Raw genomic sequence first — 22026 nt, forward strand, 5'->3', positions numbered from 1 at the left:
TAACCATGAATACAATCTTTAAAAAAATTGCCATTGCTGCGTTAGTCTCATCAACACTTGCAGCGTGTACAGCAACTGCGCCTAAAGTCGCTATTGAATCTGCACAGACTAATTTTAATAATGAAAACTACCAAATTAGCTGGCAGCAAAATATCCCTGCAGCTGTTGATGTGCTGGTATCAACAACACCCGATTTAACGAATGCAATACTCATTGCTGATGATATTACTACCAATGTATTTAATTGGTCACCAAACAATGAACATCAGCGTTACTACTTTTTTGTAAAACCAGAAAATGGTGAAGCAACTATGACCACAACGCGACTAATTCCACTTGAAGGTGGCCGTAACTTTCGTGACTTAGGCGGCTACAAAACCCAAGATGGCCGCACTGTAAAATGGGGCAAAATATACCGTTCTGGGGTTTTAGCGAATCTAACAAACGACGACTATGCGCTTATCAATAGCTTAAATATCGATACCCTTGTTGATTTTCGTGCAAACTCAGAGCGAGATTCAGAAGTCACGGTGTGGGCTGCTGATAATGTTGAAATCATCGACCGTGACTACGAAATGGACTTTGATATGGGACAAATAGGCAAAGTGCTTCGTGACCCTAACCTAAGCCGTGAAAAACTCGAAAATGTCATGGTACAAATGTATCCGCGAATTGTAGAAGACCAAAAACAAAACTACACACAGATGTTCGACCGCTTAGTAAACAAAGACGGCGGTTTATTGTTTCATTGTACGGCAGGAAAAGACCGTACGGGTATCAGTGCTGCATTGATTTTAACTGTGTTAGGCGTTGATCAGCAGACAATTATGAATGACTATCTTGCATCAAACGACTACCTCGATTTTGAAACTATGCTTGCCAAAGACACAGGCAAAATGGACCCAAAATATGCAGCTATGATGCAGTTTTTTGCCAGCCTACCAAAAGAAGTAGCGATGCCACTAAAAGGGGTTACTCAGCCTTTACTTGAATCTGCAATTGAGAGCATGGAGCAGCAACACGGAAGCGTACTTAATTACATTCAAGCCGAATTAGACGTAAGTGATGAAGACATTCAAATCCTGCGTGCTAAGTACTTATTGTAAATAACACTGCATTCACTCCAAAGTTACCCTGTATTTTTAGCGCCGGGTAACTTTATTCCATCATTATAAAACACCATGCGATTACCCCCTTCATACTTTGCTTTGTACATGGCTTTATCGGCACACTGAATGAGATATTCTGCGTCACCATAATGCTCAGGGAATAGTACGGCACCGATACTTGGCGAGTAAATAAGCTCTGCATCGTTATAAATTAAGGGTTGGCAAATCTCGGTTATTAATTCATCAACCATTTCGATGACGTCTCTTTTATGTTTAATGCTATTAAGGATCACTACAAACTCATCGCCCCCTAAGCGCCCTACACTGTCTTCTTTTTTTAAGACATGACGAATACGCATGGCAATGGTTTTTAAGAGTTTGTCGCCAGCGCCATGACCATGAATATCATTAACTTGCTTAAAGCCATCAATATCGATAAACAGTACTGCAATCACCGTTGAAATGGTGTTCGCAATCGACAATGACTCTTCGAGCTGAGTTGTTAGGAAGCTGCGGTTCGGAAGATCGGTCAGAGGATCGTGCCCTGCCATATAAATCAGTTTTTGTTCGAGTTTTTTTGCTCAGTAATGTCATAAGCAATAGCCACTCTGACTTGCTTTTCTTTTGACCAATAAACAGACCACAAAACATGCACTATTCTGCCATCTTTTCTAACCCAACGGTTTTCAAATCGTGGGTGTTGATCATTAACCACTATTTGATTAATGGCATTGATGGTTTTGGCTCTGTCTTCTGGATAGACAAAGTCGAGCATGTTTCTATTGATGGCTTCTTCTGGCGCGTATCCGAAAATTGTTTCAAAGGCTGGATTAGTAAAAAGTAACGTGCCTTTGGCATCAACTACGCATACTGCATCGAGTAGAAGCTCAATAATATCTGACAAATAATCCGAGGTATCTTTGTTCATACGCAACTTTTAGGCTAGGTCTACATTGAGTATAGACGAAACCTAACAAGTCACTGAAAGTTTAGACCTTAGTTGGATATAACTTTTTGCAAAGCCACGGTGAAATAGCGCTAAATACCGCAATACCCGCAAAGTCAGCAATTAAATCGACAAAGTCTAGCGTTCGAGATTCGACAAAATGCTGGCTTAGCTCTTCTAAAATCACAAATGTACTAACAATCAACACAGCTAAATAAATAGGACGCCCAGCAACGTTCATTGTTTTAAATTTAAAGGCAAGGTTGATGAATAATGTGAGTAGTCCAAATAAGCAAAAATGCCCCAACTTATCACCGTAAGGCATAGCCGCAACGAGTTCGAAAAACACCGACTTTTGCCCGGTATTGGCAAGATAAATAACCCAACCAATAAAACCAAAAAAGCCGAGGGCAATTAATACAAGAATACGTTGAAACATCTTTTATGGCGCCATATGTGAGGTTAAAAATAAAAATTGATAGGCAATCACTTTATTCCAATAGTGCCAGTCATGAATACCCGGACGCTCAACATAGTCATGGCGGATCCGCATTTTTAACATCGCTTGATGTAGCGCTCGGTTTTGCTCAATAAAAAAGTCATCGACACCAATATCAAGCATAATTGGTAAGATATCAGCGTCTTTTTTCCATGCTGTATTGCCTGCAGCAATTTTATGAAGATTATTAATAATGGCAATGCTATCCCATTTTTCTTTGTTTTCAGCGTAACTGCCGAGTACTTTTGCAAGGTCAAACTCTGCACTAAAAGGCCTAACATCAACCCCAGCAGATATCCCTGAAACTGCTGCAAACTGGTCTGGGTGATTTATTGCAATGTGCAAGGCACCAAAGCCACCCATCGATAAACCAGTGATTGCACGGCCATTTTTAGACCGGTTGGTCGAATATTTGGAATCGATATAATTTAGTAAATCGTCTGCGATGTAGGTTTCGTATTGCGAGCTTTTTTCGATATCAGAATCGAGATACCACGAACCGAAGTTGCCATCTGGGTTAACAATGATGACATCATATTGGTCTGCCAATTTTTCTATGTTTGTCAGCTTAGTCCAATCGCTGTGATTACCACTGTAACCGTGTAATACATAGATAACATTGTACTTTTTTGAGTCTTGATAGCCATCCGGTAATGTCACCGTTACAGGTTTTTCGATGGCAGTTTTTTTACCCTTAAATATGTGGGTATCGGTTTGGTAGGCACAAAGTGGTAAGCTGAAAACGAGGGACAGCGTACAAAGCAACTTTTTCATCATTAATTCCTTTTTCTTATTATATTTTCATTTCTCAGACTAGATGTAAATAACTGAATAGTTGATAGATTTTAATCTTAGTTTTTAAATTAAATGAACTGCTAAAAAACCACTCAAATGGTATAGTAAGGCCACTTTGATTTTTAAAAAGCGTCGTGTATGTATCGTTTATTTGAGCGGATGACTAATCCGTTTCCTAAAGAACAACCTTCTCAACCACCTAATAGCTTACTTGCTTTTTGCCGTCATTATACCCGTGGCATGGAGCTTTCATTGCTGCTGATGTCGTTAAGCGCCGCAGCACTCGCTATTTTAGAAGTATCGCTATTCAGTTACATGGGCCAGCTTGTCGATTGGCTTGGTCAATATACCCCAGATACCTTGTTTGTTGAGCAGCAGGCTGAACTGACAAAAATGGCAATTATATTGCTGGTGGTGTTACCTATTGTCGTGTTCTTTCACTCAGCGGTATTACATCAAGCACTGCTTGGCAACTATCCTATGTCTATCCGTTGGTTAGCCCACCGTTATTTGCTTCGCCAAAGTGTTAGTTTTTATCAAAACGAATTTGCTGGCCGTATTGCGACAAAAGTGATGCAAACCTCATTGGCTGTTCGTGAATCAGTGATGAAATTGCTCGATGTACTTATGTATATCGTGGTCTACTTTGGCGCTATGGTGTTTTTGGTCGCAGAATCTGACTGGCGTTTAATGTTGCCATTATTGATTTGGCTGGTTTTATACGCCGCTATTCAAATGTATTTTGTACCTAAGCTAAAAAAAGTAGCCAGCTCGCAGGCTGATGCACGCTCGGAAATGACCGGACGTGTGGTGGATAGTTACACCAATATTTCTACTATCAAATTGTTCTCGTACACGCGACGAGAAGAACAATATGCAAAAGACAGCATGGATGTGTTTTTACAGCCGGTATACAAGCAGATGCGCTTAGTTACTAGCCTAAACTTCTCTATTAACACGCTAAATTATTTATTGGTATTCAGTATTGCAGCCCTCTCTTTGTATCTATGGTCAATTAGTGCCATAAGTGTTGGTGCAATCGCCATAGCGGTAAGTTTATCACTGAGATTAAACGGCATGGCACAGTGGATCATGTGGGAGATCAGTAGTCTATTTGAAAACATTGGTACTGTTGCTGATGGTATGAAAACGCTATCAACACCGATTGAAGTGGATGATAAAGAAAACGCGAGTACCCTTGCAGTTAATAATGGGTCGATAAGCTTTGATAATGTGCAATTTAACTATGGTAAAGCTGCCAACGAAACCCATCGCGGCCCTGTTATCAATGGTTTAAATCTAGACATCAAACCGGGTGAAAAAATAGGTTTAGTGGGTCGCTCTGGCGCAGGTAAATCTACCTTAGTTAATTTATTACTGCGCTTTTATGATGTTGACTCGGGCACAATTCGCATTGATGGCCAAAACATCGCTGAGGTAAGCCAAGAAAGTTTACGTAAGCACATAGCGATGGTGACGCAAGATACCTCGCTGTTACACCGCTCAGTAAAAGATAATATTCTATATGGCAGGCCCGATGCTACTGAAGATGAAATGCTCGCTGCAGCAAAACAAGCGAAGGCGCTTGAGTTCATCGAAGACCTTGAAGACAGCAAAGGCAATAAAGGCTTTGCCGCACAAGTTGGTGAACGCGGCGTGAAGCTTTCTGGTGGTCAACGTCAACGTATCGCTATTGCACGTGTCCTTCTAAAAGATGCGCCAATTCTAATCTTAGATGAAGCAACCAGTGCCCTTGATTCTGAAGTAGAAGCTGCAATTCAAACTAGCTTAGACGATTTAATGACGGGTAAAACAGTGATTGCCATTGCGCACCGCCTATCAACTATTGCGCAAATGGACAGACTCATTGTGCTTGATGAAGGTGGCGTGGTTGAAAAAGGCTCTCACGAGCAATTAATCGCGCAAGGTGGCATCTATGCCGCCCTATGGTCACATCAAACCGGTGGCTTTATTGGCGTTGAGTAGCTAGGTTTTCAGTATTAAAAAAGGCATTGAATGAGTATTCTTTCAATGCCTTTTTTATATGTTAGTAATGCTGTTTAAATCAAACGTAAACCAATCAGAACTAGCATCACACTATTTGCCAAAGCAGCGATTAAAAAGAAATAGCTGCGTGGGCTTGGGTTCTTCTCAGTAGCCACACCATAATACAACAGCATATGAATAATTCTGGCTATCACATATAGCCAAATACACAGTGCAAATACACTACTGTTTAAGTTTAAAAAGAACCCAAGAAATACGGTACCTAAAAATAACGGGCTATTTTCTAAGGTATTCATAAAAGTACGATGTGAACGAAATACAAAGCTGTCATGGCTTAATGAGTTATCGAGTTTACCAGGCACTGCATTGGGTTGTTTGGCTTTAGTGACAGCTGCAACTATCCACTGAATAGTTAGCATAATTAGATAAACATACACAGCCGCATAAGCTGAAAAAGTAAGTTCAGGCATTTTCATTTCCTTTTGTATAACAACATGAATGCCTATTCCTTGCAAAAAACCAACCAAACCAAAAATTATAATAACCTACTGATTTTAAATAATTATATATTTATTAAAAACTATGTATGCTGTGCCACTGCTACCTACTTTGTATAAATTTTACAGAGTGGATTGATATTTGTTAAACACGTGAACTTAACGCAGCTCACCTCTTTTACTTTACCCTTGCTTCGACTCTCTATAGTCTTAAGATCTGTTTTATATAACGATAGCTGTTTTATCTATCAGTTAATGTACTAAAATAATAATAAAAGGTTTTATCATGCGTTTAGGTCCCGGACTTCTGGTCACCGCTGCTTTTATTGGCCCAGGTACTATCACCACAGCCAGTGTTGCTGGTGCTAATTTTGGCTTTGCACTTATTTGGACGTTATTATTCTCTGTTGTAGCAACTATTTTGCTGCAATCCATGGCTGCTCGTCTTGGTGTGGCTACAGGACTTGATTTAGCGTCTGCACTTAGAACCACCATTCAAACACCGATTTTTAAAGCCCTGGCTGCTATATTAGTGATCAGTGCAATTGGCATTGGCAGTGCAGCCTATGAAGCAGGCAATCTGACTGGCGCCAGTTTAGGACTGCAAGAAATAATACCGTCAATAAGCCCAATACTCTGGACTCCCTAATTGCAATTTTAAGTGCAGTTCTTTTGTACACTGGTAAACATAAAGTCATTGAGGGGGCGTTAATTGTTTTAGTGGTGTTGATGAGCTTAGTGTTTATTTCAACGCTAGTGATGGCGGCTCCACCACTTGGGGAAGTACTAAAAGGCTTTATACCCAGCTTACCAGAGGATTCTCTCACTACCGTGCTTGCCTTAATTGGTACAACTATCGTGCCCTATAACCTATTTTTACATTCAGGCGTGCTTGCTGAAAAAAACGATAGCTCAAAAAACATCGACAAAGTCATCAAAGAAACAAATCTTGATACCAGTATTTCGATTACTTTAGGCGGCATAATTACGTTAGCCATTTTATCGACAGCCTCAGTGGCATTTTACGGTACCGACGCTGGTAAAATATCAGCGGCAAATATGGCTGTGCAACTTGAACCTCTTTTAGGTGGTATGGCTCACTATTTCTTTGCTATCGGTTTATGTGCGGCCGGTCTTACTAGTGCAATAACTGCCCCTCTTGCGGGTGCTTACGCTGTTTGTGGGATGCTTGGCTGGTCAACGCAAATGAGTAATACACGCTTTAAACTCGTTGCTATTGTTATCCTTGTTTTCGGTGCACTGGTCGCATCGCTTGGGCTTGATCCGGTTGCGGTTATTATCTTTGCGCAAGCTGCCAATGGTTTATTACTTCCAATTGTGACCTGTTATCTTGTTTGGTTAGTGAATCAAAAATCAGTGATGAAAGGCTACACTAATTCGCTTTTACTTAATCTTGTGATTGTGCCAGTAATACTGCTTATATTTGGCCTTAGCCTTTATAAACTAAGCAATCTAATTTTTTAGCTTATACTTTATAAGCATTAAAAAAAGGCCGCAAATTTGCGGCCTTTTCCATATGCTGAACACTTATTTAGTATAAGCGCGTGGCATCGCTGAGTCAGTTGTATAACGGTCGCGTAGTTTGTCTTGACGCGCTTCGGTAGAAACTTCTTCACCGTTGATCCACATTTTGCTCACGTGAGCTTTAAAATCAAAAGGATCGTCAGACCACATTACAAGGTTTGCACGTTTACCTTTTGCAATCGTGCCCGAGTTTAAGCCAAAAACATCAGCAATATTGCTGGTTACGGCACTTAGTGCACCTTGCTGGCTCATACCGTAAGACACAGCATTACCTGCATCAAAGCGTAATTGGTATACATTGTGGCTTGAATCACCCGCAACACCAATAATGACTTTAACACCGGCTTTTTCAAGCTTCCCTGCGTTAGCAAGGTTTGCATGAAGTGAGTCAAAGCTGCCTGGTAAGTTTGCCATTGAGCTGATGATCACAGGCACGTTAGCTTTAGCGAGTGTATCAGCAACCACAACGGCATCATCACCGCCATGAATTACTAAATTAAGGCCATAAGTTTCTTTCAACTTAACAAGCTCATAAATGTCTGATGCACGTTGAACACTCGCAATCAGCGGCATATCACCAGCCAGTACAGCTGCTAGCACTTTTTGCTCTGTCGATGGCTCTTTTTTGTCATCTTTTTTAGCTGACTTTTCGCCTTCAAGCTTGTCGATAAGTGTTTTCATCGACATAGCACGTGAGCCTTTGCTCTTTTCGCCTAGGTGAACAACAAGTGCAACTTGCTTTTTATTCACACTTTCAAAACTACCTGATAAGTCAACCACAGAGGCAAGACCCGCAAAGATACTGTCACCACCACTTGGTACAATTACATCCTGAGTAATGCCGCCTTTGCGAGCATAAGGAATTAAGCTACTGCGAGGATTAAATGCAAGGCTTGGATCAAAATCAATCCCCGCTTTGTCGTCTCCACTATCACGTGAGCCATCAACTGCACCCACTTCGACTAAGCCTAACTGGTTCATTGTGCCAATAAAGCCAGCAGTTACGATTTGGCCTTTGGCGTCAATCGTTGTATCAGCATTAATAGAGGCCGGGTTAATAGCAACAATTTTGCCATCTTCAATAACAACGCTTGCGCCTTCCAGTACGCCTCGCTCTGTTGAAGTGTGTAGTGTCGCATTGACAATCGCGAGCGATGCAGCACTTGCTGTCGCAGAAAATAAGCCAGCAGCAACAAGTGACAGCTTTAATGATTTAGTTAATTTTGTCATCAATGTTACTCCTATTTTTGACCTAGCATGAAATCGCTTTGTGCTTGGTATTTATCATCGTTGCGATCATACACTTTGGCACCATCGATAAATACTTGTTCAGCTTTTGCATAAACACTGAATGGGTTTTGGTTCCAAATAACCACATCAGCTTGCTTACCAGCTTCAAGTGACCCTGTTTTATCATCAATACCCAGCGATTTAGCCGCGTTTGAAGTGATCCACTTAATTGCGTGTTGCTCAGAGATGTCGTAACCCACATCATTCGCGCGGTACATTACTTTACCGGCTTCTTGGTTTAGGCGTTGAATCGTTGTATCAGAATCTGAGTGAACAACAGCACATGAATTTTTAACTGCATCAACAATTGCTACGTTCTCTTGAACCATATCGTAGGCTTCCATTTTAAAGCCCCACCAATCTGGCCAAAGTGCCGCACAGTTACCGTTTTCAGCCAGTAAGTCAGCAATTTTGTATGCTTCAACACCGTGATGGAAAGTACCAGAGTGATAACCAAACTCTTTACCGAGATCGATCATCATGGCCATTTCTTCTGCTTTATAACAGTGGTTATGAATTAAAATGTCACCTTCTAACACACCCGCTAGTGTATCTAGCTTAATGTCACGATGAGGTGCTGCAGGGTTTTTACCAGCAGCATAGTCACTTTCGTATTTATCCCACTCGCGCTTGTACTCTGTTGCGTCAATCCACGCTGTGCGATAGCCCGCCATGTTACCCATACGCGTTGATGGTAAAACACCTTTACGACCATAAACACGTTTTGGGTTCTCACCACACGCCATTTTTAAACCATACGGTGCATCAGGGAATTTCATACCTTGCATCGTGTGCGATGGAATGTTTTTAAGCGTAACACCGCGGCCACCGATTAAGTTTGCTGAACCTGGTAGAATCTGTAACGACGTAATGCCGCCTTCACGAGCACGGTTAAAACCAGGGTCTTGTGGCCATACTGAATGCTCAACCCACACTTCTGCAGTCACTGGGCTAGTCATTTCGTTACCATCTTGGTGAGAGGCCACCGAAGGAGTTGGGTATGCACCTAAATGTGAGTGCACATCAATAATACCTGGTGTTACCCATTTACCTTGTGCATCAATAGTTTTGTCTGCTTGAACAGATAGGTCCTTACCTACTTGTTGTACTTTGCCATCAACAAAGAAAACATCTGCATCATCTAAGCGTTCACCTGTGCCTGTTAATACAGTAGCGTTGGTGATTAACGTACTTTGCGATGCAAGTGGCTTATAGGTGCTTGGGTATGGGTTTTTGTTAATTGAGACTTTTGGATCTTGTGGGCCATTGTCTTGGCAGCCCGCTAACGCGACACCAAGCGCCATAACCAACACGGATGGAGCAAATTTTTGCATTATGTTGTTTCTCCTTTTTATTATTCATTTACTTTAACTAAATGTTAATGTGAATGCGAACAAAAGAGGCCAGTCACCAATTTTCAAGATGAATAACCAGCCCGCGCCGCTCTATTTCTTTATGTAGTTGTTATATAGCTGCTCTAACGCACCTTCGGTAGTTAAACTCGGATCTTTGTTGATAAAATGTTTCACCGTGCGAGTTACAAAGTCTGAATTTTGTTTATGCTGCTTCGCAAAACTTTTTATCAGTAAATCAGCATCATTTGCTGCAGTTACTTTATCGTGTCTATGATGGTACTGGCTTAAAGCACGGTTAAAATCACCGTTATAATCTTCCACCACCAGTTTATAGAATTCAGTTCTGTCTAAGTTCAAATCATTAATGCAGTAGTTAAGCGCGTCTTTAAAGTCATAAAAAACTTTGCCTTGCACATCAAATTCGGCGCGCTTCTCACGAATAGTGACACTGGCATCTTCAGTTGCATAGCTATAACCTTGAAATGCAAGTCGCTCTGCCGCCTCTGCACCTAGCTTCATGCCGGCCTTAATGCTGTGTACAAACTCATCGCTCATATCGTGAAGTTCACTTTCATGCCACATGTGATAAATTCTCAGTGCTTTTGCATATTTTGCTGAAAGTTTCTTTTTAAGCTTTCTCACTCGCCCATCAATGGTTAGTACACGTTCGTTATGCAGTAATGCAAAGCACTCATAACAAGCAGGAATTGAAATATATTCGGCCTCTTCGCCCAAATCTATAATACTTTGCAGCATATGCAGTGGCGGACAAAAATCTCGCTCAGTTGCTTCACAACCACAATAAAAACATTGATTAAAGTGTTTTGATTCAGATGCATAGGCTTGTTGATAATAGCCTGCTAATTTTGTGGTCACTCATGCTCCTTATACTTTGATTAGCCTTTTTATGAAAAGGTAGAGTTAATACTTAAATGTAACAGCCACGTAAAAATTAAGCATTTAATACGAGCTAGAACACGTTTTTAAAAATTAAATGAAAAAAATTTCAGCCTATTTGTGTCAAAATTCACACTTTAAAATAGCACTTTTCAAGCGGTTAGTTTTGCTTGTTCACATCTACATACTTACTTACATCTTGTCGATTTTCATTAACAGCAATTGTGCTTGTTTAGCGTAATACTTTAAATGTGCCCAGCAAACAGGAAGTGTGAAGTATCCAAAAAAGCGAGGTCGCACATATTTAACGTCATACGGACAACAACTGGAGAGAAAGATGAATACGTTAACAACAGCACTAGGTACAGCATTAATTTTAGGTTCTTCACTAGCAGTAACAGACGCAAACGCAGCACAATTTGTTGCCGCTGATAACTCGCCTGGCACGCAAGCGTGTATGGCTATTGCCTCTAACAAACCACTCAATGTATCAAGCACAATGCGTGATCTACGCTTGAGCAAACGCGTAATGACAGAAAAACTACTTTGCAATGACATGACAACGGATAAGTTTGCAAGCACTTATGGTTTTCATAATTCTGCAAAATACCTAAATTTAGATACAGCTACAAAAACCAGTATCCAAGATATTGCTAAAGCATCTGATGACACTGTGATTGTAATTGCAGGTTCTAAATAATGATGAATTCGCTGTAGCAGGTCTTTAAAGGCCTGCTACAAATTCCTTCTTCTTTATACTAGCGCGGCGATCAGGCCAAATAGGCCGCCAAATATTCCACCCCAAATCACTAACCAACCTAAATGTTCTTTGATCATGGTTTGAATAATATCTTTCACCATGGTTGGCGTAAGCTCATTCAAGCGCTCATCAACTAAACGCTCAACGGTACTATGCAATGAGCCGCCAAGATGAGAGTTGGCAAATAGCTTTTCATCAAGAATCGTTTTAAATTCGTCGCTCTTAGAAATATCAATCACAGCTGCTTTCATTTTTTCTATGAAAGGTTCACGCATCGGCTCAAGCGCATCACGGCCGCCAAACATTGATAGCATGCCACCAAATTGTGAGTTTTCGATGACCTCAATTAAAGAGTCATAAGCTGGGCTTAAATTAACTTCACTGATCACAGGCTCTAAATCAATATTTGGTTTAGCGAGCGCCATGACCTGATCGATTTTCTCTTCAGCGAAGAACTCGGTCATTACCAAGTTACGAATAGCCACTTTAAAAGAGGCAAACTTTAAAGTGATAACACCTGAGCCGTATAAAAATGGTACTTTTTCGAATAGCATGTGAATAGCAAGCCAGTTAGTTACTGCGCCCGATAACGCAAATAAACCAACCGAAAGCACAATTGCTTGTTCAAATAAAAATCCGACTAATACTAAGGTAAGCGCCACTAAATTAGTAATTAGACTTTTATTCATCCAATCCCTCATAAATACTTCGATAAACTTTAACAATATTAACGCTATGGGTTTGTTAATTCATCGTCTTTTTGCCATAGTTTAATTATATGGTTAAAAGGTGAACAAAATTATGTGGAATTCGGTGAATGAACAGATTAGCCAAGCGATGCATTTTGATTTTAAGCATACCTTTAAGCGCCAATTACAATCCCCCAATAACGATAAATACTTCCAAATTGGCGATGATTTACACCACTTCTTTGTGAAAGTCGCTCATTTAAGCGATCTGGAGCGCTTAGAGTGCGAAGCCTTTAATCTTGAGCTATTAACCCAAGAAAGCCTATTTATGATCCCAGATTGCATCACCACGGGTTGCAATATTGAATTTTCATTTATCGTGCTTGAATGGTTGGAGCTTGATAAACAGCCCCATACCAATTGGCATGAAATGGGGGAACACCTTGCCCATTTACACCAAAAGCATACTCAAGCTATGTTTGGCTTAGATAACGATAATTTCCTTGGCCCTACTCTACAACCAAATCGCTGGCACAAAAAATGGGATGTTTTTTTGCTGAAGAACGCATTGGTTGGCAATTGCAGTTATTACAAGAAAAAGGCATTGAGCTTGTCAATCAAGACACCTTCATCACTTTTGTAAAAGACGCACTACATAGCCATGTTGTAGAACCTTCGTTATTACACGGAGATTTTTGGCGCCGAAATATGGGCTTTTATAATAATGTACCCAGTGTGTTTGACCCTGCTTGTTATTATGGTGATCGGGAATGCGATATAGCAATGAGTGAGCTTTATGCACCACTCCCAGATAGCTTTTATGATGCCTACAACGATATCTATCCACTGCAGGTAGGTTATGAGCAACGTAGAGCTATCTATCAACTATATCCTATGCTCAATAATGCCAACATATTTGCAGGACACTATCTTACTGAAGCAAAACAACAAATTGATCAGCTACTGAAATAAGCGCGAATTCACTGTAAAAGGAATGTCACAAACCCCTAAACCCAGCTATATTTAGCTTATAAAGCGTATTAATAAAGATGCTAGCCGTTTGTTGTAGCGCTACGCTTATACCAATTCGGTTAGTGAGTTATATCAATCTTATTAAATCTAGATTCATTTTTAATGAGTTAGGGTTTAATAAGATTGCAATTTAACGAACTCAGGCATGCCTGATTAAGGTAAAAGCTGATGAAAGACCAATACACACAACGAATTTCATGCCCGCACTGTGGCCACCACGTTCACGTAGCACTTGATGCAAGCGAAGGTGACCAAGATTACTATGAAGATTGCGCAGCATGCTGTAACCCTATCCATTTGAATATGCATATCGATTACGCAAACAACAAACTTGAATTACATGTCGATAGTGACGACGAGCAAATTTTTTAATTTGCTCGTTTTATATGTCCTTCTTGCGAGAGATAATTTTCGACCGTGTTGATTATGGTATAAGTTTGCTGATCGACTTCGATATTTAACTTATCGCCTTCACGGTAGTTATCTAGATTGGTAATAGAAAGTGTTTCTGGTATCAAGTGTAGCCAAAAGCCCTGCTCATCAACTTCACCTACAGTGAGGCTTGCCCCATTAACGCTTACAAATCCCTTATAAAGCACGTATTTTTGCCACTCTTTTGCTAATGCTAATTGCATTTTACAGTTGTTTTGATGGTGGTTAATTGAAAGTATCTCGGCTATACAATGAATGTGACCCGACACGATATGGCCTCCCAGTTCAGTCCCGAAAGTTACCGAACGCTCAAAATTCACCGTATCATTGACAGCCAGCATACCTAGGTTGGTTAACTTTAATGTTTCATCAATCACATCAAAATTTATAACACAGTCACCTTCAGTGGTAGATGCAAACTTCACTACGGTTAAACAACAACCATTAATGGCTATGCTTGCGCCGATATTCAGGTTTTCAGCATATTGCTGCTCTACTTTTAAAGCTAGCCTTAGTACACCGCCTTGGTTAGTCGCATCAACCACAACGGCTTGCGTTTGAACAATTCCAGTGAACATCGCTTTCTCTTTTCTTCATTAAATAGATAACTGCGATTTTTATTGATCTATGAATAGATTACAATGGCTGTCTGTTTATTTAGTCGTGTAATTTATGTCTTTTTGTAGTTGGGAAGCCAAAAGGTTAATTTCGTTAGCCATTCCTGTTTTTTTGGCACAGGTAACCCTTATTTTAATGACGGTTGTTGATACAGTGATGGCAGGCCAAGTAAGTGCAACAGACTTAGCAGCACTTTCTATTGCAACGGGTATTTGGAATCCGTTGATGCTTGCACTGCAAGGCATATTATTGGCGTTAACGGGTATCATTGCGCAGTTTGCTGGCTCAAACGATAAACAAGGTATTAGCCACTACTTTCAACAAGGTCTGTATCTGGCGTTAGTACTTGCCATAATCGGTTTAGGGCTGGCAAGCCTTGCTGATACGGTGCTTAGTCAATTAGACACCTCACAGTCTATTACCCACTTAGCTGAGCAATACATTCATTTTGTAAAATGGGGTATTTTTGGTTTTTTACTTTTCAGTGTGTATCGCAATATCACTGAAGGTATGGGAATGACCAAACCAGCTTTTTACATTAGCTTAATTGGCTTGGCGGTCAATATCCCGGCCAATTACGTATTTATACATGGTAAATTAGGTTTTCAAGCCTACGGTGGCGCAGGCTGTGGTATTGCCACGGCGCTAGTATTTACAGCAATGGCGTTAACTCAGGTTATTTATTGCCACTTTAATAAAAAGATTGATGCCAAAGCATTATTAGCAAATTTCGAAGCGCCAAAGCCCGCTACTTTATGCGCCATCACCAAAGTGGGGATCCCTATTTCATTAGCTACCTTTTTTGAAGTCACGCTATTTGCTTGTATTCCTTTGTTTATAGCGCACTTAGGTGCTGTTGCTGTTGCGGGTCACCAAATTGCAGCCAGTGTAACGACATTATTGTTTATGATGCCGTTGAGCCTCTCAATTGCCATTAGCATACGAATAGGCAATTTATTTGGCCAACAACATTATCAGCAATTAAAAAATGCCGTTAAAACGAGTTATATTCTAGCTGCGATAATTGCTTTTCTGCTGGCAAGTGTGACCTTTTTTACTCGAGATATAATTAGCCAATTATATTCCGATAACCCTGAAGTATTGGCACTTGCCTCTTCAATCATGGTACTGGCTTGTATCTACCAGTTACCAGATGCCCTGCAAGTTTCTGCTAATGGTATTTTGCGGGGATTAAAATATACGGCACCGATTGGTTATATCACCTTTGTATCCTATTGGTTGATCGGCTTTGCGCTTGGCTTCGTACTTGCTCGTACAGATTTCATTGTTCCAGCACAGGGCCCTCATGGCTTTTGGATAGGCATTATTGTGGGTTTAAGTGCCGCAGCAATTATGTTGATGTTCACTGTTCATAGGCGATTTAAACATGCACCTTTTTTGCAAAACCAATAGCCTTTTAAACTCTGTTATCGCAACAGCGTGCATGGTACTTATTGCCTGCACGCCCTCTTCAGGTGATGTAAATCACACCTACGCACAACGATTAGAAAACGTGCTTAAAACCAAAAGTTTTAAGCTATCTAAACCGAGTACACTCACTGTAAACCACTTTGCAGAAAATAATGAAGATAAAGCAACCATTGGTATGCTCGAGCTTGCCCAATTACGTCAGTGTAAACTTGCAACCCTTATTGCTGAACACAATAACCAGCTTGGCAAAACAGCAACGCCTGCTAACATTCTTAGTTATCAAATTAAGTTTATTCAAAGCGCAAATGAATGCTTAGAAAGCTTTGAAGAACAAGATGATCTATTTGAAAAAATAAAACTCACCGCAGTACAAAAGCAAGCAAACCTTCCTAACTACTTTAAGGCTATGCTGCTCAACGAAAGCGAATTTAAGCAAAGCTGGCAGCTAAGTTCGACACACATTGATGAAAACACCGCAGGTTTTAGCGAAACCGTGAGCGCGATGGAGCAAATTGCTGAATTAAACAATCATATTAATAACGGCAAAATAAACGCTATAGAGCCAGATCAAATCATCAGCCAACTCGAAGTATTAAACCGCTTTAAATACAACAAGTTACTCATTTCCGCCGCAAGGGCGCAAACACATTACAATCAACAATTAACAGCGTTGCTCATGCAGTACTCAAAAGATGATCTCTGCCCTGCCAACAAGAATAAACAAAAACCACAAACGCTAAGTAATGTGTTTAAAAAGTTTTATTTAGAGCAATTACAGCCTTATCAATCATTCTTAGTGGGTCGATTAGAAACCCTACAACCTCTTTACCAGCAAATATGGCATGACACCGAATTGGCCCAGTTTGTAGATAGCGACAGTAATGACGCAATTTTACAAAGTCTTAAGCACTCTGCGAAAAGCCATGTTGCTTGGTGGCAAGGTTTTTATAGAACGTGCGAAATTAGTCCGTTATGAATAAAAAACCAGCACTTAGCACAAAAATAGCTAAAGCTGCTTGATTCACACAACCAGTCGCTATATATTAGCCTCCGTTGTTTAGCCACGCTAACAACATTTTTAAATCAAAATACAACCGTAGCTCAGTTGGTTAGAGCACTACCTTGACATGGTAGGGGTCGGTGGTTCGAATCCACTCGGTTGTACCAAATTTATTCTGCCATTTATGAATAAATTATATTGCACAAATCCTTATTGTACGACTGTAGCTCAGTTGGTTAGAGCGCTACCTTGACATGGTAGAGGTCGGTGGTTCGAATCCACTCAGTCGTACCAGATCAATAAATTACAAGCAATACTGCTTATAATTTCAGCGATAAAAATAACAGTTCTTTACTGAACTATTCCTTAAAAACCATAAAATTAGATTTTTTATTCCTAATTCAAAGTAATATTTAAACATATTAACATTAGGTATATCAGGAGCAGAATTTAATTTTTGTGCCCAAGTTTGTGCCTATGTGCCTTTAGGTAAATTTACACTTTTTTTCTCCTGTATTTTTGACCACTACATTGACTAAAAATGGTTACCCCTACCTATAGTAATAGAGGTCAAAATTAATGACCACCATCTTAGTCATGAATTTTAAGCACTGTGTCCAACAGGATTTTTGTGCACAAGTATTGATTTTTAATGAGCACGAAAACAACCTATTGAAATACTAAATTTTAATAGCAATGACATCATTACAACAGCTAACCTAACACGTCTTTTATATTTGACTTTATGCACCCCATTTCTTTAATGCTAATTAAAAAATATTTTTCTGCTAAAATTATATCTCTGTGAGAATTTATATGTGGGTGGATAATGGCAAAAAGTCAGTCAAAATTTTCAAATAACACTGACCTCATTAGTATAATGTCATGCAAAGAACTAGCATTTGATTCCAATCCACTTATTGAAGTTAAGCTAGTAAAACATGGAATAAAAGCATCAGGAGTTTATGCATTTGCTAGTGCTATTGATTGGGATATTGCAACAGTAGCAAAGGCAATAGGCACTACATCAACAAAGCTATCTCAAAACAAGACGAAACTCTTAAGTTCTCAAGTTAGCGAACAGGCGCTTGAAGTAGCAAGGATAAGCATAGTGGGTATTGATTATTTCGGAAATATAGAAAACTGGAGTGCATGGTTAAATACTGCTCATATTCAGTTCAATGGCAAAGCACCTGTAACCGCCTTAAACTCAATTCGTGGCCGCGAGCTGATAAGGAATGTAATTAAGCAGCTTCAGTACGGGTTTATAGCTTAATGACAATTTACTGTTTGGTAACAATAAACTTAATGACAATTTTAGTTTCAAACACGACCTATAGTGGAGAGTATCTGGTTTTCATAAAGCTTTGTGCTATACAGTCTAGTCAAGTTTTTCACGCAACATAAATTATATGTTTATGATGCGTGATACTTAGAGAAGCAAGTTAACTTAACAGGTTGTTACCTTTGTTCTCTTGCTGATGAATTGTTACAGGCCAGCCCGGGAACTGATTTCTTGCTTTACCATCGTTAACATCGACTAAAAAGCGATAGGCATCCATTGTGTAAGTGAGGTTGTCACAATCAAACGTAATGAAACCAAAACCACTGCCTTTTTCATGTGCTTTCACATAGCGGTTATTTGATTTTCCAACCTCTGGATTACCAACCGCATAGACATAAATCTTGTTACCAAAAGTGTCATTATATTCGCCTGTTTCGCCAAGTCCATGTGCAGGGCGGTTTTGGTAAGGCATATTCATTGAGTCAGGTTTCCACCACCTTGGCCAACCTGCTGAAATGGCAGGCGTACAAAAAGCCCAATTACTATCTCTTTGTTGATTTACACCATATTGCGATAAAGAACCTAAATGGGTATCGCCACAAATATGTAACGCCATAGAGTCACGCATTGCATCAATTGCACGGTTACGTGCAGAGGCAGGCCAACCACTTGAGTCAAAATCATACTTTAAGAAGCGATCTGGCGAAGGCTGATGAGTAGAAATAGCAGCGAATACGGTTTGGCTTAATACCGCTTTTAATTTATGTCCACGCCAGTCATTACCCCACGCTTTAAGAAAATTCTCTTGGCGATTTCCTAGCAGATCCAAACCTGGAGGATTGAATAGCGGGTTATAATAAAGCGGATCTTCGTCTTGCCCTGTTTTTCCTACCACAACATTTATCCGCTCTGGGCCACTTTTCCATTGCCTATCGGCAAGAATGGCAAAACCAACACCGCCGTATAGCATCGCCCCATAATACGAACTAATGCCATTCGTTGGTGTAGGATCATGAGGATCAGGGTGATGGTTAAGCGATGTTTTATGTACCATATTAACCACCCGCGCAGAATCTATGTAACCACCTAAAACACTTGCTGAAGGGTCTTTTGCAATATTTTGCATTTTTGCGCCCCCCTCACCCCACAAGTTCCCTTGCAGTACATCGTGATCATCAGGTAAACAAATTGTCGGTTGATTACGCATGACTTCTTTAAAAGCCCAACCAAATTGATAAAATTTGCGTAAATAGTTCAAAATTGCCAAATCATCCGGCGTGCGAATTACACCAAATCCACCATGACTTTCATAAATTTGGTCGCCAGAGAAAAACACCAAATCAGGATTTAGTTTTTCAACATTTTGCGCTACAGGCTGATAGGGAAAACCATAATCATTTTGACAGGTCAATGCAGCCATTCGTAATGTATTACTGCTTGGGTTTGCTTTTATAATCCCTGAATATAGATCGGCCGCGCGTGTACCATCGCTGAATTTCTCAAGATATACAACTCGAAAAGGCGTATCTTTTTTCTCATCCCAGTTGGCAATACGAAAAGTCGCCAACCAGCCATCATGGTCAATACGCTGTGAGTCGATAGCAATCCATTGATTGTCACGTTGTACCTGCAGCTCTAATTGTTGATTATCTTGCTCACCTATTGGCCCTGTGTAAGCACTCAACTTCATCACAAATCCTTCATGACTCAATGTATCGCTTAAAGAATACATAGTCCAAAGAATAGGCCCAAATGACTGTTCATCAGTAACAGAGAACGCTTCACCTTGCATAGCCCAGTGGCTAAATTTATAACGTGCGCCTAATTTATCTTCTGGCATAGTTTCATAAGTAACAGATGGAATTGAGAAATTACTGACTAGCGCAACATTACCTAATAGTTCTGATGCAGGTAGTAAATGGGTAACCGTACCGATTATTTTTTCGGATGATGTTAAACGAGCCGTTAGCTCTAATGCCATAGCACCTGATTGAGGAGTCCCAGTAAGTGTTAAAGTAACGGCTTGATTCTCTATCTGACTAGTTAAAGGCACAGTGTTGTTACCTAACACTAAATCGTTATTTTTAATACCGAGGTCATATCCCTGTTGAACAAAACAGTTACTACGGTATTCATTGAGTTCACTTTTAGCGCCAAGACGAATACCCGCCCCCCATCGTTATTATTTTGCTCTAAACGCGTAACCTCCACTGACATGGAAAAAGCTTGATCAATATTCGTTATTTGATGTGTTAGAGAATGAACACTGCGATTCCCCCTCGAGTTATACATTCAGCCGCACCGTTATTCACACGCCAATCTTCCATCGGATTAGCCCAATACTGTTTACCAAGCCAAACTCTATTATACGTTTTATACCAGTTATCACGGTGAGCCTTGGTACCGCTAGTAACGGTTGAATTCATAGCACCTAAATGACGAGTACAGCCAGAGAGGCCAGTTGCAACAACCCCAGCAACAAACATTTTGATAACTGAGCGACGAGATATATTTTTATTCATAATTTTCAATCTCACACATTGAATATTGTTAACAGTAAACAAACAATACATATTTTCGTTAAAAATATCAGCATTTGTTTTCATAAAAACGTTAAGAAATTATAAAAACTTCATTCAAATGTAAGATTACATGTTTTGAAGACCCCTATTTCACCCGCAATAACACATGGCTCGACATTGATTTAACCCCTTATATTTAACACGTTTGTCATTTATTAACGCAACACAATAAAACATTTAACTAAACACTGAACCGCAACTTTATGCTTTGCTTTATTATTTCGCTAATTAATGGTTGCTATTTAATGACAAAAAAATGTAGCCTTGGCTAATTGTTAACAATCAACATCAGCTTGATTCATTATGTCATTTCTAAATAAATACAAAATCAAGACACGAATTTTAACGCTAGTGCTCATTCCTTTACTAATTACAGGGCTTATGTCAGTTGAAAAAGTACGTTCCTCTTTGGCGCAGCAGCAAGCGATAAGTAAGCTTGATGCAATACTCGATTACGCTAATGTCACTTACCCAATGATTTCAAGTTTGTTAGAAGAAGGGTTTTACACAAGGTTGTATCTTGATGCAGCTTCAGGTGCACAACAAGCGCAGCAACAGATGCTCGCTTATCGACAAAACGCGCTAACAAATGCTAATCAGTTTAAACAATTCATTACTGAGAACCAGCAGACAATTAAGCGATCTGCAAATAGTCAGACAAGTAGCTGATGAAAAAATCACCTAAGTAAAGCATACATAGCGCAATTTGGTCGAGAAGTTCACACAATGTATGAAATTAACGATCTGATCCGCAAACTATTAATGACATTGAGTGAAATTGTGGTCATCGCCAGTAGCGAGCAACAGTTAGGAAAAATGTCAAATGCTTACTATTACTTAGTCGCCAGCAGTGTCGAACGCTCATTTCACGATAGCTTTATAAATACTGCAAGCAATACACAATTGGATGTATACATATACGGCGAAATTTTCAGAAGTGCGACCGCAGTGCAAACTTATAATGGCCTATTTTATAATTTTGCCACTGAAAATGCACAATCTGCGTTTACTCAAATGACGCAAAACGCGAGCTGTTTAAAGTCAGAAGAAGTGGCGCTACAAGCCCGTACAAACATCTATCAAACAGTCAACAAACCGCTAAATATCGCTGGCACTGATTGGCCAGAGGTTGTTAAAAGTGTGTCAGCATTACAGCAGCGCACCATTGTCTTGAGAATGAAAAGTGACACAAATTATTTTATTTTTTAATGGAAATATAAAAGCCCGCGCCGATGCTGCGGGCTTTGCGTTTTATTG

Annotated in this window: 19 protein-coding genes, 2 tRNA genes and 3 pseudogenes; 13 read left to right on the plus strand and 11 right to left on the minus strand. The window is 39.9% G+C overall.

All coding sequences use genetic code 11. The features are described from left to right. The first annotated feature begins 5 nt into the window (after positions 1–5). Positions 6–1106 carry a tyrosine-protein phosphatase gene (locus P4S60_RS08210; protein ID WP_337115618.1) on the plus strand — a complete coding sequence of 367 codons (1101 nt, stop codon included), beginning with the start codon at positions 6–8 and terminating at the stop codon, positions 1104–1106. Between the two features lie 23 nt (positions 1107–1129). Here the strand turns inward: P4S60_RS08210 and P4S60_RS08215 are convergent, their stop codons facing one another. From P4S60_RS08215 to P4S60_RS08230, 4 genes are all read right to left on the minus strand, one after another. Next, positions 1130–1660, minus strand: a complete 531-nt coding sequence (locus P4S60_RS08215; RefSeq protein WP_337115619.1) for a GGDEF domain-containing protein — start codon at positions 1658–1660, stop codon at positions 1130–1132. Between the two features lie 5 nt (positions 1661–1665). Next, on the minus strand, positions 1666–2037 hold the full coding sequence (locus tag P4S60_RS08220) for a PAS domain S-box protein (RefSeq protein WP_337115620.1): 372 nt from the start codon (positions 2035–2037) through the stop codon (positions 1666–1668). 61 nt (positions 2038–2098) lie between these two features. Further along, positions 2099–2494, minus strand: a complete 396-nt coding sequence (locus P4S60_RS08225; RefSeq protein WP_337115621.1) for a VanZ family protein — start codon at positions 2492–2494, stop codon at positions 2099–2101. A 3-nt stretch (positions 2495–2497) separates the two neighbouring features. Then, the gene (locus tag P4S60_RS08230) at positions 2498–3328 is read right to left on the minus strand and encodes an alpha/beta hydrolase (protein ID WP_337115622.1); all 831 of its coding nucleotides are present in this window, start codon (positions 3326–3328) and stop codon (positions 2498–2500) included. A gap of 159 nt (positions 3329–3487) precedes the next feature. On the opposite strand from P4S60_RS08230, the gene P4S60_RS08235 reads away from it, so the two are divergent. Then, positions 3488–5335, plus strand: coding sequence for an ABC transporter ATP-binding protein (locus P4S60_RS08235; protein WP_337115624.1), 1848 nt, complete (start codon positions 3488–3490; stop codon positions 5333–5335). Positions 5336–5409: 74 nt separating this feature from the next. Here the strand turns inward: P4S60_RS08235 and P4S60_RS08240 are convergent, their stop codons facing one another. Next, positions 5410–5826 (minus strand): MAPEG family protein, encoded by a 417-nt coding sequence (locus tag P4S60_RS08240; protein WP_337115625.1) that lies wholly within the window; start codon positions 5824–5826, stop codon positions 5410–5412. A gap of 313 nt (positions 5827–6139) precedes the next feature. Between P4S60_RS08240 and P4S60_RS08245 the strand changes: the two are divergent. Further along, a pseudogene (locus tag P4S60_RS08245) lies at positions 6140–7338 on the plus strand (Nramp family divalent metal transporter). 63 nt (positions 7339–7401) lie between these two features. Here the strand turns inward: P4S60_RS08245 and P4S60_RS08250 are convergent. The 3 genes from P4S60_RS08250 to P4S60_RS08260 form a co-directional block, all read right to left on the minus strand. After that, entirely contained in the window at positions 7402–8628 is a 1227-nt protein-coding gene (locus tag P4S60_RS08250) for an amidohydrolase family protein (protein ID WP_337115626.1), read from the minus strand. An 11-nt stretch (positions 8629–8639) separates the two neighbouring features. After that, a complete protein-coding gene (locus P4S60_RS08255; protein WP_063704983.1) occupies positions 8640–10022 on the minus strand; it encodes an amidohydrolase in 1383 nt (460 codons plus the stop codon). 111 nt (positions 10023–10133) lie between these two features. Continuing rightward, positions 10134–10919 (minus strand): hypothetical protein, encoded by a 786-nt coding sequence (locus P4S60_RS08260; RefSeq protein WP_337115627.1) that lies wholly within the window; start codon positions 10917–10919, stop codon positions 10134–10136. 358 nt (positions 10920–11277) lie between these two features. Here P4S60_RS08260 and P4S60_RS08265 point away from each other — a divergent pair, with 358 nt between their 5' ends. Further along, the gene (locus tag P4S60_RS08265; RefSeq protein WP_188730786.1) at positions 11278–11640 is read left to right on the plus strand and encodes a DUF3718 domain-containing protein; all 363 of its coding nucleotides are present in this window, start codon (positions 11278–11280) and stop codon (positions 11638–11640) included. Between the two features lie 53 nt (positions 11641–11693). Here P4S60_RS08265 and P4S60_RS08270 read toward each other — a convergent pair whose 3' ends face one another. After that, positions 11694–12389, minus strand: a complete 696-nt coding sequence (locus P4S60_RS08270; RefSeq protein WP_337115628.1) for a DUF445 domain-containing protein — start codon at positions 12387–12389, stop codon at positions 11694–11696. A gap of 112 nt (positions 12390–12501) precedes the next feature. Here P4S60_RS08270 and P4S60_RS08275 point away from each other — a divergent pair. After that, positions 12502–13361: pseudogene (locus P4S60_RS08275) on the plus strand (fructosamine kinase family protein). A gap of 228 nt (positions 13362–13589) precedes the next feature. Further along, the gene (locus tag P4S60_RS08280; protein ID WP_337115629.1) at positions 13590–13793 is read left to right on the plus strand and encodes a CPXCG motif-containing cysteine-rich protein; all 204 of its coding nucleotides are present in this window, start codon (positions 13590–13592) and stop codon (positions 13791–13793) included. On the opposite strand, the gene P4S60_RS08285 is transcribed toward P4S60_RS08280, so the two are convergent. Continuing rightward, entirely contained in the window at positions 13790–14431 is a 642-nt protein-coding gene (locus P4S60_RS08285) for a riboflavin synthase subunit alpha (RefSeq protein WP_337115630.1), read from the minus strand. The two genes, P4S60_RS08280 and P4S60_RS08285, sit on opposite strands and share 4 nt — an antisense overlap. Positions 14432–14525: 94 nt before the next feature. Here P4S60_RS08285 and P4S60_RS08290 point away from each other — a divergent pair, with 94 nt between their 5' ends. The 5 genes from P4S60_RS08290 to P4S60_RS08310 all read left to right on the plus strand — a co-directional run bounded on the left by P4S60_RS08290 (position 14526) and on the right by P4S60_RS08310 (position 18178). Next, the gene (locus P4S60_RS08290; RefSeq protein ID WP_337115631.1) at positions 14526–15884 is read left to right on the plus strand and encodes an MATE family efflux transporter; all 1359 of its coding nucleotides are present in this window, start codon (positions 14526–14528) and stop codon (positions 15882–15884) included. Further along, positions 15859–16878 (plus strand): DUF3080 family protein, encoded by a 1020-nt coding sequence (locus tag P4S60_RS08295; RefSeq protein WP_337115632.1) that lies wholly within the window; start codon positions 15859–15861, stop codon positions 16876–16878. Before P4S60_RS08290 ends, P4S60_RS08295 begins: the two co-directional genes overlap by 26 nt. A gap of 114 nt (positions 16879–16992) precedes the next feature. Further along, positions 16993–17069, plus strand: a tRNA-Val gene (locus P4S60_RS08300). A 50-nt stretch (positions 17070–17119) separates the two neighbouring features. Then, positions 17120–17196: transfer RNA gene (locus P4S60_RS08305), tRNA-Val, on the plus strand. 535 nt (positions 17197–17731) lie between these two features. Next, positions 17732–18178: an antitoxin Xre/MbcA/ParS toxin-binding domain-containing protein gene (locus P4S60_RS08310; protein ID WP_337115633.1), complete on the plus strand. Its 447-nt coding sequence runs from the start codon at positions 17732–17734 to the stop codon at positions 18176–18178. Positions 18179–18347: 169 nt separating this feature from the next. Here P4S60_RS08310 and P4S60_RS08315 read toward each other — a convergent pair. Continuing rightward, positions 18348–20709 (minus strand): annotated as a pseudogene (locus P4S60_RS08315) (alkaline phosphatase D family protein). A gap of 363 nt (positions 20710–21072) precedes the next feature. Here P4S60_RS08315 and P4S60_RS08320 point away from each other — a divergent pair. Together P4S60_RS08320 and P4S60_RS08325 are read left to right on the plus strand one after the other, a co-directional pair. Then, positions 21073–21438, plus strand: coding sequence for a hypothetical protein (locus tag P4S60_RS08320; RefSeq protein WP_337115634.1), 366 nt, complete (start codon positions 21073–21075; stop codon positions 21436–21438). 57 nt (positions 21439–21495) lie between these two features. Next, complete coding sequence (locus P4S60_RS08325; RefSeq protein ID WP_337115635.1) at positions 21496–21978, plus strand: hypothetical protein; 483 nt, start codon at positions 21496–21498, stop codon at positions 21976–21978. The last annotated feature ends 48 nt before the right edge of the window (positions 21979–22026 follow it).

This window comes from Pseudoalteromonas sp. Hal040 (genome assembly GCF_037162425.1).
Classification (GTDB): Bacteria; Pseudomonadota; Gammaproteobacteria; order Enterobacterales; family Alteromonadaceae; genus Pseudoalteromonas; species Pseudoalteromonas gelatinilytica.

Excerpts from the sequence above, each read along its gene's own strand:
- P4S60_RS08225 (WP_337115621.1), bottom strand. The coding sequence starts at position 2,494 with ATGTTTCAACGTATTCTTGTATTAATTGCCCTCGGCTTTTTTGGTTTT.
- P4S60_RS08255 (WP_063704983.1), bottom strand. The coding sequence starts at position 10,022 with ATGCAAAAATTTGCTCCATCCGTGTTGGTTATGGCGCTTGGTGTCGCG.
- P4S60_RS08285 (WP_337115630.1), bottom strand. The coding sequence starts at position 14,431 with ATGTTCACTGGAATTGTTCAAACGCAAGCCGTTGTGGTTGATGCGACT.
- P4S60_RS08290 (WP_337115631.1), top strand. The coding sequence starts at position 14,526 with ATGTCTTTTTGTAGTTGGGAAGCCAAAAGGTTAATTTCGTTAGCCATT.
- P4S60_RS08220 (WP_337115620.1), bottom strand. The coding sequence starts at position 2,037 with ATGAACAAAGATACCTCGGATTATTTGTCAGATATTATTGAGCTTCTA.
- P4S60_RS08280 (WP_337115629.1), top strand. The coding sequence starts at position 13,590 with ATGAAAGACCAATACACACAACGAATTTCATGCCCGCACTGTGGCCAC.
- P4S60_RS08235 (WP_337115624.1), top strand. The coding sequence starts at position 3,488 with ATGTATCGTTTATTTGAGCGGATGACTAATCCGTTTCCTAAAGAACAA.
- P4S60_RS08270 (WP_337115628.1), bottom strand. The coding sequence starts at position 12,389 with ATGAATAAAAGTCTAATTACTAATTTAGTGGCGCTTACCTTAGTATTA.
- P4S60_RS08240 (WP_337115625.1), bottom strand. The coding sequence starts at position 5,826 with ATGCCTGAACTTACTTTTTCAGCTTATGCGGCTGTGTATGTTTATCTA.
- P4S60_RS08230 (WP_337115622.1), bottom strand. The coding sequence starts at position 3,328 with ATGAAAAAGTTGCTTTGTACGCTGTCCCTCGTTTTCAGCTTACCACTT.
- P4S60_RS08250 (WP_337115626.1), bottom strand. The coding sequence starts at position 8,628 with ATGACAAAATTAACTAAATCATTAAAGCTGTCACTTGTTGCTGCTGGC.
- P4S60_RS08295 (WP_337115632.1), top strand. The coding sequence starts at position 15,859 with ATGCACCTTTTTTGCAAAACCAATAGCCTTTTAAACTCTGTTATCGCA.
- P4S60_RS08215 (WP_337115619.1), bottom strand. The coding sequence starts at position 1,660 with ATGGCAGGGCACGATCCTCTGACCGATCTTCCGAACCGCAGCTTCCTA.
- P4S60_RS08310 (WP_337115633.1), top strand. The coding sequence starts at position 17,732 with ATGGCAAAAAGTCAGTCAAAATTTTCAAATAACACTGACCTCATTAGT.
- P4S60_RS08325 (WP_337115635.1), top strand. The coding sequence starts at position 21,496 with ATGTATGAAATTAACGATCTGATCCGCAAACTATTAATGACATTGAGT.
- P4S60_RS08210 (WP_337115618.1), top strand. The coding sequence starts at position 6 with ATGAATACAATCTTTAAAAAAATTGCCATTGCTGCGTTAGTCTCATCA.
- P4S60_RS08320 (WP_337115634.1), top strand. The coding sequence starts at position 21,073 with ATGTCATTTCTAAATAAATACAAAATCAAGACACGAATTTTAACGCTA.
- P4S60_RS08265 (WP_188730786.1), top strand. The coding sequence starts at position 11,278 with ATGAATACGTTAACAACAGCACTAGGTACAGCATTAATTTTAGGTTCT.